Source organism: Sulfitobacter sp. SH22 (assembly GCF_965641905.1).
Taxonomy (GTDB): domain Bacteria; phylum Pseudomonadota; class Alphaproteobacteria; order Rhodobacterales; family Rhodobacteraceae; genus Sulfitobacter.
In genome coordinates this window covers 2525881-2541679 of the sequence record NZ_OZ282573.1, presented here as the reverse complement: position 1 = coordinate 2541679, position 15799 = coordinate 2525881, and the positions used below count along the sequence as shown (strand labels likewise).

Below are 15799 nucleotides of genomic sequence, written 5' to 3'. Positions count from 1 at the left end.
ATCATGGAACGATATGATTACATCATCGTCGGTGCCGGCTCTGCCGGCGCCCCGCTCGCAACGCGGCTGGCCGAGGCCGGGTGGCGCGTGCTTCTGCTGGAGGCGGGCGGCGCGGGCAAACACCCTTGGGTCAATATTCCGCTGGGATATGGCAAGGTGTTCCACGACGCGCGGTTCAACTGGAAATATACGACCGAACCCGAACCGGGGCTGAACGGCCGTCAGGTCTATTGGCCGCGTGGCAAGGTTCTTGGCGGATCGTCCGCGATCAACGCGATGGTCTGGGTTCGTGGTCATCCCGCCGATTTCGACGAATGGGGCGCGCTCGCCCCCGGCTGGAGCTGGAAGGACGTGGCCCCGGTCTTCCGGCGGATCGAACGCTGGTCGGGTGCGCAAAGCCCCGAGCGCGGTGGTGACGGGCCATTATCCGTCACGGACATGAGCGCGCAGATGCACGCGCTGACCCATGCCTGTATCGCCGCTGCCGCAGAGGCGGGCATCCCCACCAACGCGGACTACAACGGTGCCGACATGAACGGCGCGGGGTTCTACCAGATCTCGACCGCAGGTGGACGTCGTGCATCGACGGCGCAGGCCTACCTGCGCCGCGCCTGCCACCTGTCAAACTTCCGGATCGAAACCGCCGCCATGACGACGCGCATCCTGCTTGAGGGGCAGCGCGCGACCGGGGTCGAATACGTGAAGAAGGGGCGCAGCGAAAAAGCCTTGGCCAGGGAGGTAATCCTGTGCGGCGGGGCGCTCAATTCACCACAGCTTCTGATGTTGTCGGGGATCGGGCCTGCGGCGCATCTGCGCGAGCATGGGATTGATGTCGTGCTGGACGCCCCGCATGTGGGGGCGAACCTGATGGACCACCTGGGCTATGATCTGCTGTACAGAACCCGCAGGCCCAGTCTGAACCAGACCTTGCGCCCCTGGTGGGGCAAAGCCTGGGCAGGGATGCAATATGTCACGATGCAGAAGGGGCCTCTGGCGATGAGCCTCAATCAGGGTGGCGGGTTCACGCGGCTGGCCAAGGGTGCAGGCGTGCCCGACACCCAGCTTTATTTTTCGCCACTCAGCTATTCGACCGCGCCCAAGGGCAAACGCCCACTGATGAGTCCGGATGCCTTTCCCGCGATGCGCATGGGCTTCAACCCCTGCAAACCCACCAGCCGGGGCAGTGTCGGCCTGACCAGTAACGACCCCTTCGCGCCGCCCGCATTGCGCGGGGGCTACCTGACCAGCGCACATGACTGCGACCTGATGGTGCGCGGAGTGCGCGAGATCCGGCGCATTGCGTCCATGCCCGCGCTAGAAGGCCTGATAGAGAGCGAGCTTGAACCCGGACCGGGCTACCAGAGCGATGCGGATATCCTTGAATTCGTGCGCGACCGGGCTGGCACCGTCTTTCACCAATGCGGCACCTGCCGGATGGGCACGGATGCAGCAATCTCTGTCGTGGACCCGCATCTGCGGGTTCACGGGATCGCCGGATTGCGCGTGGCGGATGCCGCGATCTTTCCGACCATCCCGACGGGCAACACAAACGCCGCCGCCGTCATGGTGGGCGAGCGTGCATATGACTTGATGACGCAAGGATAAAGCAGGATGAAGATCACCCGGATCGAGACTTTCGACACCAAATACGTAGGCTTCGTACGCATCACTGCCGAAGACGGCAGCATTGGTTGGGGGCAGGTGTCAACTTACAATTCTGACCTCACATGCCAGGTTCTGCACCGGCAGGTCGCGCGTTGGGTTCTGAACCGGGACACGCGCGATCTGGACGACCTGCTCGATTTCGTCACCGAACGCGAGCACAAGTTTCCGGGATCCTACCTGCGCCGCGCTATGGCCGGTTTCGACACGGCGGTCTGGGATCTGCGAGGGCGGCAGGCGGGTAAATCCGTAGCCGAACTTCTCGGCGGGACGCCCGGCCCGATCCGCGCCTATGCCAGTTCGATGAAGCGTGACATTACACCTGCAGACGAGGCGGAGCGGATGAAGCGGCTGCGGGACCAACACGGTTTTGACGCGTTTAAGGTCCGGGCAGGCGCCGAAGTGGGACGCAACCGCGATGAATGGCCGGGCCGGACCGAAGAGATCATTACCACCATGCACCGCGAGATGGGCGACACGGCCACTCTGCTGATCGACGCCAACAGTTGCTATTCCCCCGACCGTGCCATCAAGATCGGGCGGATGCTGGAACAGAACGGCTTCAGTCATTTCGAGGAGCCTTGCCCCTATTGGGATCTGGAGCAGACAAAGCAGGTGACCGACACGCTGGATATTGATGTGACCGGGGGCGAACAGGATTGCGATCTGACGATCTGGAAGCGCATGATCGACATGCGCGCCGTTGACATCGTGCAGCCTGATATTCTCTATCTTGGCGGGATCGCGCGGACCCTGCGCGTCGCCCGCATGGCGGAGGCCGCGAAGCTGCCGGTTACTCCGCATTGTGCGAACCTGTCGCTGGTCACGCTGTTCACGATGCACCTTTTGCGGGCAATTCCCAACGCCGGAAAGTACTTGGAGTTTTCGATCGAGGGGGCCGATTACTATCCCTGGCAGGGCGGGCTGTTTACAACAGACCCCTACCGCATTGACGACGGGCAAGCCATCGTGACAGACGCCCCCGGCTGGGGGATCGAAGTTTGCCCCGACTGGCTGGCCCGCGCCCACTACAGCGTATCCAGTGCCGACCAGCTTTGAGTGATAAAGGAACCATGACGATGATCGATCTGAACAGTTTTCCCAATCTTTCCGCGGTCGAGGTGGGTGACTTCGCCCCGAAACCGACCACGCTGACTCCGGGCCAGACCGAAGCGGCCGTCAATCTGTGGGCATCAGAGGACGGGCAGACCAACATCGGCGTCTGGGAATGCACGCCGGGCCAATTCACCGCAGACCGCACGGCGGCAGGCGAATATTGCCATATCATCGCCGGTCGGGCGACCGTGCAAAATCAGGACGGTTCGAACCCCCGCGAGATCGGCCCTGGCGACTTGCTGATACTCCCGAAAGGCTGGAAGGGGGAATGGACCATCCACGAACGCATGCGCAAGCTTTACGTCATCGGTGGTTAATCCTATCCAACTGTGATCCAGATAGTCGGCGGGGGTTCCAGTTTTCAGGTTCGGCGTAGAGGAAGTTGCATCAACGTGGCATGTGATAGACTTCGCCTGCGCAAGATAGCTTAGCCAACTTGGTTGCCATTAAAAGTTTGCGCGATCGTTCTGCTTGCTGTTCCGCCGTGGCTTGTAAACCAAAGTTCATTTTCGCAAGAGATCACCGAACTGTTGAATTTCACGACGAATTGACCCAGCTTTCCGAAACGCCGTGACTCATTTATATAAAGAATTCAGCTTATTTTTCAAGAGATTATTATGTTTTGGAGGGGGCAGCCCCAAATGGAAAATTGGGTCAATCCCATGCGAAAATCAACACCACTGGTCCCCGGTGCAACACGGCAGCGCCCCGCGTCCCGCGCCGATCAACGTCGCAGCCAGCATGCGAGAGATGTGGAGCTGAGGGAACGGCACGGGGCGCCGCCGGTTTGAACAGAGACACTTTCGAAAGGGGCCGCCATGCAGATCGACACCGTGACGCTGAAAAACACCCAAGGCGTGACCATGCCCAAGATCGGGATCGGCACATGGCACATGGGCGAAAACCCGCAGTCTGCGAAAAACGAGGTCGGCGCCCTGCGTCATGCCCGCGATCTCGGCTTTACCCATTTCGACACGGCCGAAATGTACGGCGAGGGCGGTGCCGAAGAGATCCTGGGGCGCGCCTTTGCAGGGCAGGACCGGGATGGGCTGTTCCTGACCTCCAAGGTCTATCCGTGGAACGCTGCGAAAAACGACATGATTGCCGCTTGTGAACAGTCGCTGAAGCGATTGCGGACCGATCACATAGACCTCTATCTGCTGCACTGGCCGGGGTCGGTTCCGTTCGAAGAGACGCTGGAAGACGCGCGCCTCCTTCTGGATCAGGAAAAGATCCGCGCCTTCGGGATCAGCAATTTCGATACGGAGGGGCTGCGGCAGATCATGGATGCGGGGATGGGTGACCTCGTCAGCGTCAATCAGGTGATGCACAACATCCCCCATCGCGGCGTGGAGTTGGATCTGTTTCCATTTATGGCAGAGCAGGGCATCACGGCCGTGGCCTACTCCCCGCTGGAAATCGGCCCGACCACGAAAATTCCCGGCATTGCGGCCATAGCCCGGGAGGAGAACCTCACCGTGGCACAGCTTGTCCTCGCTTGGCACATGACTCGCGGTCTGGCGGTGCCCATTCCGAAGTCGAGCAGGATCGAGCATCTTGACGACCTGGCCGCTGCTGCGCAGGTGCAACTTTCTCCGTCGACGCTGGATCGTATTGATGCGTTGGCCCCGCTTCCGCCGCAGCCTGTGCCGCTGGAAATCCGCTTAGCTGGTTGGCAGGATTGTAGCGCCCGGGATGAAGCAGACCGGCCGGGTCATACAGGCCCGGGGCGAGAGCGTTGTGAATTACGCTCGGGCGAGGCTTTTACGCAAGGACAACATCTCCCGCATGAAGCGGGCCGTTCATCCTTTCTGCGTGACGCGAATCGATTTGGGAGCGCGAAGGCGCTCGCTCAGTATCTGATCCTCAAAACTTCCTGAAATCTCAGTCGCTCTGGCAATTAATTTCCAATGATACTGCTTGCGAAAAATCGGTTCAAAAGCACCGATGAGCTTTGCCAGCTATGGCTGGGTCGGCTTGCTCGAAAATCGAGAACTCTGTTTTTCGCAACGTTGCCATGAACTTAGATGTAGACAGCCAGTGTTTTGATCGCTGTATGTTCTGCTTACGTTCCATTGGCCGAAGGCGGGAACAATTCAAAAATATAAACGCTGCAACACCGCGGATTCCGCGACCGTTGCTGCATACCCGGAGAAGAAGCATGCACGATAATAATGATCCAACCAAGACCGTCTGGCAACAAAGAGCCTTTGAGGCGTGTCTCTCCTTGGTCGAAGCCAGTCCAGATGCCGTGTTGGCTTCGAGGATTGAGGCGCTGGAAGGCACGTTTCATCCAATCCATTTTGCCCGGCTGTCTGAGAGCGCGCTGACACCAGGAGAGTTGATCGCACTCCTGATGCTGTGCCGAGGGTTAGCTCAGGGGGGCGAATCTGAGATTTTCGGACGAAACTCAGTAACCGTGGTGCGCACCAGTGTTAGATATGAGAACTTGAAGTGGGCGCTGAAGGGGCTCGCTCCCAACGGTGTTGAGGTCAAGAACTTCGACCGATATTCCCGGAAGGGCGGCTTACGCCTATACCAGCTCAGCTCGGGCGACGGCACGTATCGCAGGCTGGATATCGAGCTGCTGGAGGAATTGGCTGACGGTTCCGATCCGCTTTTGTTTGTGACCGATCTTGACGCTGAATTACCAGACCTTGTGCGTCAACTTCCCTGCCGCGAGTTGCGGCTGGAGTCCGTGGATCGTGACCTCCTGGCCTGTTTGGCGGCCATGAAGTTCCCCGATATGGATCAAAAAGCCATTGATGGGCTGTACGATCATTTGCCGACGAAGGATGAATTGGCGCTCTTACCCGTCGCAGAGATTGCTCTGTGTTTTCGGACCCACAAAGTCGAGCATGCCCTTGTAGCTCTGCGTCGACGCGTTGAAGCCGCGTCCGTCGTTGAGGTTGAAGAACCACCACAGCTCTCTGTGGTGCCCCTAGAAGAGATGGTTGGGTTGGGTGCCGCAAAACAAGCAGCGCTGGACATTGTTGCGGCCCTGCGAGACTGGAAATCTGGCGCTATTGATTGGGCCGATGTTCCCAGAGGCCTGCTTCTTGTTGGTCCGCCAGGCACAGGTAAAACCGAGCTCGCGCGGGCGATCGCAGGGTCATCCGGTATCCACTTCATTGCAACCAGCTACAATGATTGGCAGCAAGCAGGCAGTCTGTCTCACTTTTTGATGGCTATGAAAAACAGCTTTGATGAAGCGACGCGGCTAAGCCCTTCCGTCATTTTTCTGGACGAGCTCGACGCTTTCCACACACGCGTTGGCAAGAGCGGGTCCGGTCGCAATGACTCTTATGACGTCAAAGCGATCACGGCCTTGCTCGAAAAGCTGGACGGCGTGGCCGGACGGGACGGTGTCGTTGTCATGGGGGCATGCAACAATATCGAACAGCTTGATCCTGCAATCCGCCGATCCGGTCGTTTCGACACCATTTTGTGGATCACCATGCCGTCGTTGCAGGATCTGGAGCAGATCTTGGGGCAGCATCTCGGGAGCCACGCAGACCAAATTGATCTCAAAGCTTGTGCAGCTGCTGCGTTGGGCAAAACAGGTGCCGATTGTGCAGCTGCAATTCGAGCCGCCAAAGTTTTTGCCCGGCGGGAACGACGACCGATGGCAACCGAGGATCTGTTGGAGGTGCTCGAGGGCGATCTTCCGAACTATACAACCGAGGACTGGTTCCGGCTTGCCGTCCATGAATGCGGCCACGCGATCGTTGGAACAGCGTTGGGGACCTACGAGATCGGTTTCGTCAAGATCGGAGCCAAGGGCGGAGTCTGCAACATGAGCAAACAGGACGAACTGGTGACGCGAGCCGTTCTGCAGCGCAAGATGATGGTTAACCTGGCTGGTCGGGCTGCGGAGCTGTTATTCTTCAATGATGCAGGGGCTGGGTCGGGTGGAGGGTTTGAGAGCGACATCGCTCGGGCGACGGGCACAGCCGTTGATCTGATCGCGTCGTTTGGACTGGGAGACTGCGGGCCCGTCTGGTTTGGCGAGATCGGGAGCAAGCGAGCCTTTGAAGAAGCAATGAACGGAAACCTGCCTGAAATTGTGGACTTGCTGAGCAACGCGGAACGCGCTGCCACTCGGGTCCTTGAGGCGAACCGCCAGCTTCTGATAAACATGGCGGAAGATCTGGTGTCGCGGCGCATTCTGTACGGAGACAGCCTTAGCAGACATCTTTGCAATGTTTCGCTCCTCGTTGTCGATGGAGATTGCTTGATACCGACTCGGCCTCGGCACCCATACGAAGCCGATGAACCTGGCCCTGATACTGAACTCTCCCTTAAAAATCGGAATGACAGCAGGGGAGCTGACTGAAATGGATGTAAGTAAGTTGATAAGTGTCACGCAAGCCCTGGTGGTTGACCCGATATCTTCACCTAGTTATTCCCCAGAGTACGCCTCATCGTTGCGGATCATCGGTCGCAGTCTAGCGCCACCCGTGTTTCGCGACGTGTTGAGTTTCACCCGCTCATCAATGTTTTTCGGTCATTGGTCTAACCTTCAGACTGCAGGTCCCTTGGTGGCCAATTCTGTGTCGCCATCAATCGGATTGGTGCTGCCATGAGAGACCGGGAGAAAGCCCCTACGCGTTGCGATCCTGAAAGGCTAAACCGCCCTTGGCATCCCTGTCACGGAAGCCTTGGGATAAATCCGCCTGGGGAAAAGGGAGAACCGTTTGTCAGCTGATTTGCGCAACAGAGCCATCCAGATCGCAAAACTCGTTCGACACGGGAACGCGACCTCTGCTGAGGCATTGACTTGGGCCGGCTGCGGAGAGGCTTGCCGCATGAGCCCTTAACAAGCCGGGAGCGTGCGAAGTCAGTGTTTTTGCAGCAGGGTGCTTTTCGTCCGAGATGCGCCGGGCGGGCTATCTCCATAAAAGGGTCTTGATCAATAACCTCACGATTTCATTTTGGTTAAAAATCTAACAATCAACTGTTTTCTTAAACTGCGATGTAGGCTAGCGTTCCGGAGCCAGAGCCGCTGAAATATGGGCCCGATGGCAGCATGTGGTGCGATGAAAGGATTACAACATGATGGATACGCTCGACGACCCGCAGGTCTATCTTCCCGATCTTTTTGCCACCCATGCGCGGCATTACCCCACGAAGACCGCGATTGTCTGCGGAGATGAGACGCAGACGTGGGGTGATTTTTCGGCAAATATCAACAGGGTCGCGCATCATTTAATTGCGAGCGGTGTTCGCAAAGGCGACAAGGTCGCGGTGATGATGGGCAACTCAATCGAGACCTTGGAGGCGGTCTTTGGGGCCGTTCGGGCCGGTGCCTGTGTGGTGCCGCTTTCGGGGTTGCTGACCAGCGAGCAGCTTTGCGGATTATTGAAAGATTGCGGAGCCGTTTGTGCCTTCGTATCTGATGCTTTCCGCGAAAGAGTTGAGCCCCTGCGCACCCATTTGGATGGCATAGAAACCTGGATATCCCATTGCTTCGAGGCGGAGGGGTGGCATCCGATCGCGGCGATCCTGAGCAGCGATGCGGCAGCCGCACCCGATATCAACCACGACCTGACAGATCCATTCAATATCATCTACTCCTCTGGCACTACTGGACTGCCGAAAGGGATCGTACAGACCCACCGGGCCCGCTTGCATTGGGCATTCTCGAATGCGGTCGAGATGGGCTTTAACACAAACAGCCGTGCGCTGGTCACGACGCCGCTGTACTCCAACGGCACTTGGCTGATGATGCTGCCGATCCTGTTTGCAGGCGGGACGCTGCATGTGATGCCGTCCTTCGACGCAGTGGGTTTTCTCGATATCGTCGAAAGCGAACGGATCACGCATACATTCATGGTGCCATCTCAGTACATCATGGTGCTGGAACGCCCCGAGTTGGAAAAGGCTGATCTGTCGAGCTTACAGACTGTGCTCTCGGCCGGCTCTCCCCTGAGACGCAATACCAAACAGCAGGTGATGGAACGTATTTCTTCCGGCCTGTTCGAGCTTTATGGCTTCTCGGAAGGCTTTGCCTCAATCTTGCGCCCACATCAGCACGCGGAAAAGTTTGATACCGTCGGCACGCCGGTGATCGGATTCGAGGTGTGCATTCTCGATGACGAAGGTCGGGAACTGCCCAATGGTCAGGCCGGAGAGATCGCAGGCTATGGTGCTGGTATCATGAGGCAGTACCATAACCAGACTGAGCAGACGGCCGAACTGATTTGGCGCGATGCCCGAGGCCGGACATTCATCCGCTCTGGTGATATCGGTATGTTGGACGAGGACGGTTTCCTCAAAATCCTCGACCGCAAGAAAGACATGATCATCTCGGGGGGCTTCAATGTCTTTCCGAGCGATGTCGAAACGATTGTCGGGCAACACCCTGATGTCAAAGATGTAACGGTAATTGGCGTTCCACATGATAAATGGGGCGAAAGCTGCCTCGCGTTGGTCGTGCCTAGAGCATCTTCCGGTGCCGACCCGGAGGCGATACGGGAATGGTGCAATGCCCGGCTCGCCAAGACGCAACGGCTTATTGGCGTGGAATTACGGGATGATTTTCCACGCAACGCTCTGGGAAAGGTCGTCAAGAAGGACTTGCGCGCGCCCTATTGGAAGGGCGCGGAGGCTTAGCTGCGCGCTTTAGGTCTGCGCCTCTTTGCGAATGGAACGAACAAAGGTCTTCGCGATCTTCGCAGGGGACATTTTCTGGTCGGCCTTGTACCAGACCGGAACCCAGTTCAACGCACCAAGCAGCTGTAGCCGTAGGAGTCCGCGCTCGGTTCCCGGCGTGATGTCGAGATCCGCAAAGAGGTCGCGGAAGATTTGCTCATAGGAGCGACGCTGCGCCTTGAGTTGCTCGTTGACGGCCTCGCGGTCTTCGGCAAAGTTTGGGGAGATAATAGACACTAGATTACCGGAGCCGAGCAGGCCTTTCAGATGCGCTACAGCGGCACGTTCGAGCCGGTCCCAAGGATCGCTGCCTTTGTCGATCGCTCGCTGGACTTCTGCGGTCATGTCGCCAACCACCCGTTCGTGGATGGCCAGCAGCATCTCCTCCTTGGAAGGGAAGTGGTAGTAGAGCGAACCGGGTAGCATGTTCACTGCCGCTGCAATGTCGCGCATCGAAGTGCCGTCAAAACCCTGTCTGGCAATCAATTCTGCGGCTTTTTTCAACACTACTTCGCGCTTGTTATTGCGGCGGGGTCTGCCAATTTTGGGGATATGGTCCTTGGGTGCGGCTTCCGCCATATCCTTGCTCGAATGAGTGGGTTCAGATGACATCCGATTGAACTCCGTTTTGGCTCAGAATGCTACCGAATGCGCAACAGCAGCGAAAAATTCCAATTTCTACCAATTGTTTGTTTGTGTATCGAGAAGCGGTTATCTACCGTATGGCAAAGTAAAGCAAGAGGGACAGATGACCAAGGGTTCAGCGACATTTACGATCTCCGGCCCCGCCGGTCAGATCGTATTCACCAATCCGGACCAAGGCTTCATGGATGAGGCCATGGAAGCCGATCTGCTTTACGCGGTTGAAACCATCTGCGCCACTCCGCAACTTCGCGTTTGCGTTTTGATCGGGGGGCAACCGGATGTTTTCATCCGGCACTATGACCTCAAGGTCCTTGCGCCCAAAGCGGCGGCGATGGCGAAAAGGGGGATGGTCTTCTCGCCCGACCGCCCTGTGCCCGAAAGCCCAATACACAAAGCGATGCGGTTGATGGAAAGCAGCGAAGTCATTTTTATTGCTGCTCTGAATGGAACTGCGATGGGGGGCGGTTTTGAACTGGCGCTGGCCTGTGATTTGCGGCTGGTGCAAGACGGTGCGTATTGCTTTGGCCTGCCTGAAATAAACCTTGGTATCCTACCGGGCGCGGGCGGGACCCAGCGGCTGCCGCAGATCGTCGGGCAGTCTCGCGCTTTGCAGATGACCCTGACTGGCGACACATTGAGCCCGGCGCAAATGTGCGAATACGGCATCGCGATGGATGCGGTGCCTGATGTCCGCGCTGCTGCGGACGCTTTGGCAAATCGGTTAGCTCAGAAACCCGCGCTCGCCGCAGCACATATCAAACGCCTGGTCCGGCAGGCTCACAGCCCGCGCCCCGAAGGCATGGCGGATGAGCGGACCCTCTTCTGCGATCTGATGGTACAGGATGACGCGGTGCGCCTGCTGGAAGAGGGGGCTTCAGGGCAGCGCCGGATCACAGACACTCCCTGAACTCGGCTCAAGAAGAAGGGGCTTCCAACAGGATCACCGAACAGGCCGCTTCGTCAAAGCCGATCACCCCTCCACCGTTTTCGGCAAGTGCGATCTTTGGGCTATCAGTCTGCCGTGCGCCGGCTTCGCCACGCAGCTGAAGTCCGAGTTCGTGGATCATCGACAGGCCCGTAGCCCCTACGGGGTGCCCCTTGGAGACGAGCCCACCGGAGAGGTTCACAGGCAGGCGGCCACCGAGTTTCGTCGCTCCGCTTTCAATCAGCGCGCCGCCTTTGCCAGCTTCTGCGAAGCCGAGCATTTCCAGCTGAAAGATTTCGCAGAAAGATGTCGCATCGTGTAGTTCAACTAGATCGACATCAGACGCGGAAAGGCCGGATTTGGCGTACGCTTTCTGTGCGGCCACATGGCTCAACCCCGGTTCCTTGGGAGCGCGATACTTGCCGCCTGTCAGCACCGAGGCGCGGACCTTGATCGCGCGCGCCCGGATCTCCGGTGGCTGCTGGGCCAGAAGTTCTTCGGACACAAGAATCGCGGCGGCGGCGCCATCCCCGATGGGCGCAGCCATGGAGCGCGTGATCGGCCAAGAGACTTCACGGTCAGCCAGTGCTTCTGCTACGGGAACTTCAAAGCGGTATTGCGCCTTCGGATTCATCGATCCGTGCCAGTGGTTCTTTGACGCGGCCACGGCGATCTGGTGCTGCGTGGTGCCGTAAGTCTTCATGTGCCACGCGGCCTGCATCGCATAGGTATCCATGAAGACGGTTCCGCCGGCGGCATTCGGATCAAACGGCTTTCCCGCTTCAATGCCGCGTTCCTTATAATAAGAGTGCCATTCCTCAGGGTTCATCTGATCGATGCCGCCTTCGAAAATCTCCAGCGTCCGGGCCGGGGCGTTCTGCACGAAGGTCTTTTCGACGCCAATGGCGAGCGAGGCTTCCATATCGCCCGAGGCCACATCTTTCCAAGCGCCGTGAAACGCCATCGAAGCTGTTGCACAGCCGCCTTCGACGTTGATCATCGGTACACGTTCTGGAAAGAGCTTCTCCTTCACAAGCGGCGTAAAGCAGACTTGCCCGCGGATGTTGCGCTGTCCGAATGTGCCCATACCGCAATTCCCGAACCAAGCCTGTTCGATGGCATCTCCATTCTCCCAGCCCGCGTCGGTCAGAACATCGAGATAGGCCTCCCGCGTCAGGTCTTTGAAGCTATCGTCGGGTCTTTTGCCGAAGGCAGTACACGAAGTCGCCAGCACATATACATCACGCATTTGTATCTCCTGTCAGTAGAATTTTACCGTTGCGTCCCCCGCGCGCCGCATGGGCGAGCGCCTCTTCGATCCGCTCGAGCGGGTAGGTGGCGTCGATCTCGGTATGAAGCACGCCTTCCGCCAGCTTGCGTTCGAGAAAGCCGTGCAAATCGCGCATCTTTTCCGGCGTTGTGGTGCGATACCAGTCGAACAGCCAAAACCCGCGCAGCCGCACGTCACGAAACACGGTATCTCGCGCCGCGATCCGGTGGTCCTCGCCCGAGAGCAATCCGTAGACGACGACCGTCGCGCGGTCCTCGACAGCTTTCGCCAGTGCGCCGGTAGCCTCACCGCCAATCGCGTCCAGAGCGAGTTTCGGCCGTGCCTTTGCCGCGCCGCGAATGGCCTCGGCAAGATCGACTTCCCCTTGGTCCACAATGACGACATCCGCGCCGTCCTGTTTCAGCGCATCAACTATATCCTCGCGCCGGACAATATTGATCGTATGTAGCCCCATTTCGCGGGCAAATCGGATCACCATCCGTCCCACGTTGGAATTTGCGGCATTCTGAACGATCCAGTCTCCGGGTGACAGCGCCACCATATCCGTGAGCAACAGATAAGCGGTTCCGGGATTGGCGCGCATCAATGCGGCCTGCTGCGGATCTGCTCCTTCGGGTGCTTTGGGGGCCATGCGTTCGTGCAAAATCAGCGTATCGGACCAAAACCCGTTGCCTACAGGCAGGACCGCATCACCGACCGCCAGTCGCGTTACCAAGTCGCCGATTGCGTCCACGACACCCCAAGCCCCGACACCGGGTGTTGCCGGCAATGCGAGCGGCTCGGCACCATAGCTCCCTTCGATCGAAAGCAGGTCGGCCGGATTGATCGTCATCACTCGATTGCGCACACGGACTTCATTTGGTCCGGGCTGAGGATCGGGTTCTTCGATCACCTCGATCACATCAACGGGATCGCCATGCTGGTGGAAGATCGCACGTTTCATAGTCTAAGTTCCTTGCCATGATTCCGCATCGGATTTTGGTGTCCAAGTTCTGCCCTATGAGGCTTGCAAACGCCGACCCCGTCGAACCACGTGAGATCAGCCGCCAAGTTTTACCGGCAAACGGCGCGTGCCGCGGGGCACCATCGCGTCCAACCACTCCGGCGGGTTTTCATTGTCCAGTGACAGATCAGGAAAGCGTTCGAACAATTTGCTCACGGCAATGCGCCCTTCTTCGCGGGCAAGCTTGGCACCGAGGCACAAGTGAATTCCCTGTCCGAAAGTCAGATGGCGGTTTTGTTTGCGGGTAATATCGAAGGTTTCGGCGTCCTCGAACATCCGTGGATCGCGGTTGGCTGAATTGACCATTACGAAAACCCTCTCGCCCTCACGCAACGTGCGTCCGTGCAGTTCGTGTTCCTTGGCCACGACCCTGACCAGGCCATTGGTCGGGCCGTCGAAGCGCAAGACTTCTTCAATCATGCTGTCTACCAATTCGGGCGAGACACGCAGGCTAGACAGCTGTTCGGGGTTGCGCAGCAGCAGCAAGGCCGCGTTGCCAATGAGGTTGGTGGTGGTCTCATGGCCCGCAAATAGAATGAGGATACACGTGGCCACCAGCTCGTCGTCGCTGAGTTTATCACCCTCATCGCGCGCATTGATGAGGTCCATCAGGAAGCCGGGTTTCGGGTTGGCTGCACGTTCTTCAATCAGCTGGCGGAAATAGGCAGACATATGGCGGCAGCCACGCGCCGCACGTTCGTATTTGTCATCGGAATTGCGCGCTCCACCGATGAAGACGGCCATATCGTCGGACCATTCCTTGAACTCGTCTAGCATGTCGCGCGGTACATCAAGCAGATCCATGATGACGAAAGCGGGTAGTTGCAGAGCATACTCTCGGATCAGATCGATGTCCTTGGTGCCCGAAGCCTCGAGCCGATCCAGTAGAAGGTCGCTGATTTCGGCAATTTTGGGCCGCATCTCGGCGATGGCATCAGTCGTAAAGGCATGGCGCATGATGCGGCGCACACGAGTATGATCCGGGGGGTCGCGGAACGCCAGCCAGAGGTTAAGATAACGGATGATGTCTTTCAGCAGCATCGCATCTGCTGGGGGCAGTGATTCATAGAATTTCAGAAGCCGATTGACCGACAGCGTATCGGAAAGAAGCAGGTCGCGGACGTCCGTGTAGCGGGTGACGATCCACGATTTGAGCGATGGGCTCCAATGCACAGGGTCTTCTTCGCGCAACCGCGCGTAGGTCGGGAAAGGATCGGCCATCACCGCCGGGTCGGTGGGGTCGTATACGAGATCCTCGGTGCGCGGTGCTTCTGACATGAGCAAACCTCTCGATCAATATTGACATCAACCAAACGTTCGTTTGATATTGAAGGTGTACGCTGCTGCTTTCGAGATTTCAAGCGCGTTTGCGATCTGGCGTTGAACGGGCGGGTTGCGGAACGATTAGGGAAGCAGCCATCAACGGGAGCCGGACCGTCCGTTGCTGTGTTTTAAACAAGGTTTGCAGATGGGTGATCGGTCCAATGAGGAATTGAAAATGAAGATAGACGAGCAAAGCGCCATTGTGACCGGCGGCGCTTCGGGGCTGGGCGGCGCGACCGTTGATATGCTTGCGCAGTCCGGGGCCAAAGTCGCAATCTTTGACATGAACGAAGAACAGGGCACAGCGAAAGCCAAGGCCGTGAACGGGACGTTCTTCAAGGTTGATGTCACAGATGCGCTCAGCGTCGAGAACGCGATCGCGGAGGCCCGAAGCCAGCAAGGCACGGCGCGCATACTGGTCAACTGCGCGGGGATCGGCCCCGCCGCGAAAGTGATCGGGCGGGACGGGCTGGCTGCGTCGCTCGAGACGTTCAATTCTGTTCTCAACGTAAATTTGTCGGGCACCTTCAATGTGCTGTCTAAATTTGCCGCAGCCCTCCATAAAGACGAGCCGCGCGGAGAGGAGCGGGGGGTCATTGTGAACACTGCCTCTGTCGCTGCATTTGACGGACAGATCGGGCAGGCGGCCTATTCCGCATCCAAGGGCGGTGTCGTGGGAATGACGCTGCCGATAGCGCGCGAATTGGCGCGCTATGGTATACGGGTGATGACGGTGGCACCCGGCTTGTTCTTGACGCCTATGTTGGAAACTTTGTCGGACGAAATCCGCGCATCGCTCGGCGCGCAGGTTCCTTTCCCGAGCCGACTTGGCGATCCTGCGGAATTTGCGCAACTTGTAGGGTCGATTATCACCAATCCAATGCTGAACGGCGAGACGATCCGCCTTGACGGGTCAATCAGGATGGCACCGAAATGAATTTTGAAATGGAACGACGCGGTATCTCCGTCCACGCTCTCGACATCTCCGATCGCGTAGGGATCTTTGTTTGGCAGCAGATCGTACCTTATGGGCCCGATGCGCCTCGCTGACCGCTTTGGACAATATATGGGAGGGCAGGGCGTGTCGGATAGCAGCAGCCTACAGCAGATATTCAGGAGAATTCGCTACTTCCGAGACTATGACAGGTCTACTGGAGTGCAAAAGTGGGGCCCTGAGAAG

General features: G+C 58.1%; 12 protein-coding genes. 8 read left to right on the top strand and 4 right to left on the bottom strand.

Going from position 1 to position 15799, the window contains the following annotated elements; all coding sequences use genetic code 11:
• Window positions 1-3 precede the first annotated feature (3 nt).
• From ACSQ13_RS14510 to ACSQ13_RS14485, 6 genes are all read left to right on the top strand, one after another.
• Window positions 4-1605, top strand: coding sequence for a GMC family oxidoreductase (locus ACSQ13_RS14510; protein ID WP_295512409.1), 1602 nt, complete (start codon window positions 4-6; stop codon window positions 1603-1605).
• Between the two features lie 6 nt (window positions 1606-1611).
• Window positions 1612-2721, top strand: coding sequence for a mandelate racemase/muconate lactonizing enzyme family protein (locus tag ACSQ13_RS14505; RefSeq protein WP_295512408.1), 1110 nt, complete (start codon window positions 1612-1614; stop codon window positions 2719-2721).
• A gap of 20 nt (window positions 2722-2741) precedes the next feature.
• Complete coding sequence (locus ACSQ13_RS14500; protein ID WP_295512406.1) at window positions 2742-3095, top strand: cupin domain-containing protein; 354 nt, start codon at window positions 2742-2744, stop codon at window positions 3093-3095.
• Window positions 3096-3596: 501 nt separating this feature from the next.
• Entirely contained in the window at window positions 3597-4658 is a 1062-nt protein-coding gene (locus tag ACSQ13_RS14495; RefSeq protein ID WP_295512405.1) for an aldo/keto reductase, read from the top strand.
• 281 nt (window positions 4659-4939) lie between these two features.
• Window positions 4940-7114 (top strand): AAA family ATPase, encoded by a 2175-nt coding sequence (locus ACSQ13_RS14490; protein ID WP_295512403.1) that lies wholly within the window; start codon window positions 4940-4942, stop codon window positions 7112-7114.
• A gap of 719 nt (window positions 7115-7833) precedes the next feature.
• Window positions 7834-9393: a class I adenylate-forming enzyme family protein gene (locus tag ACSQ13_RS14485; protein WP_295512402.1), complete on the top strand. Its 1560-nt coding sequence runs from the start codon at window positions 7834-7836 to the stop codon at window positions 9391-9393.
• 9 nt (window positions 9394-9402) lie between these two features.
• Here ACSQ13_RS14485 and ACSQ13_RS14480 read toward each other — a convergent pair whose 3' ends face one another.
• Entirely contained in the window at window positions 9403-10044 is a 642-nt protein-coding gene (locus tag ACSQ13_RS14480; RefSeq protein WP_295512401.1) for a TetR/AcrR family transcriptional regulator, read from the bottom strand.
• A 136-nt stretch (window positions 10045-10180) separates the two neighbouring features.
• Between ACSQ13_RS14480 and ACSQ13_RS14475 the strand changes: the two genes are divergently transcribed.
• Complete coding sequence (locus ACSQ13_RS14475) at window positions 10181-10984, top strand: enoyl-CoA hydratase/isomerase family protein (protein ID WP_295512400.1); 804 nt, start codon at window positions 10181-10183, stop codon at window positions 10982-10984.
• Between the two features lie 7 nt (window positions 10985-10991).
• Here ACSQ13_RS14475 and ACSQ13_RS14470 read toward each other — a convergent pair whose 3' ends face one another.
• The 3 genes from ACSQ13_RS14470 to ACSQ13_RS14460 all read right to left on the bottom strand — a co-directional run bounded on the left by ACSQ13_RS14470 (window position 10992) and on the right by ACSQ13_RS14460 (window position 14574).
• The gene (locus ACSQ13_RS14470; RefSeq protein WP_295512399.1) at window positions 10992-12251 is read right to left on the bottom strand and encodes a thiolase family protein; all 1260 of its coding nucleotides are present in this window, start codon (window positions 12249-12251) and stop codon (window positions 10992-10994) included.
• Window positions 12244-13236 (bottom strand): zinc-dependent alcohol dehydrogenase family protein, encoded by a 993-nt coding sequence (locus tag ACSQ13_RS14465; protein WP_295512398.1) that lies wholly within the window; start codon window positions 13234-13236, stop codon window positions 12244-12246. Before ACSQ13_RS14465 ends, ACSQ13_RS14470 begins: the two co-directional genes overlap by 8 nt.
• Before the next feature lie 96 nt (window positions 13237-13332).
• The gene (locus ACSQ13_RS14460) at window positions 13333-14574 is read right to left on the bottom strand and encodes a cytochrome P450 (RefSeq protein WP_295512397.1); all 1242 of its coding nucleotides are present in this window, start codon (window positions 14572-14574) and stop codon (window positions 13333-13335) included.
• 220 nt (window positions 14575-14794) lie between these two features.
• Here ACSQ13_RS14460 and ACSQ13_RS14455 point away from each other — a divergent pair, with 220 nt between their 5' ends.
• On the top strand, window positions 14795-15556 hold the full coding sequence (locus ACSQ13_RS14455) for an SDR family NAD(P)-dependent oxidoreductase (RefSeq protein WP_295512396.1): 762 nt from the start codon (window positions 14795-14797) through the stop codon (window positions 15554-15556).
• The last annotated feature ends 243 nt before the right edge of the window (window positions 15557-15799 follow it).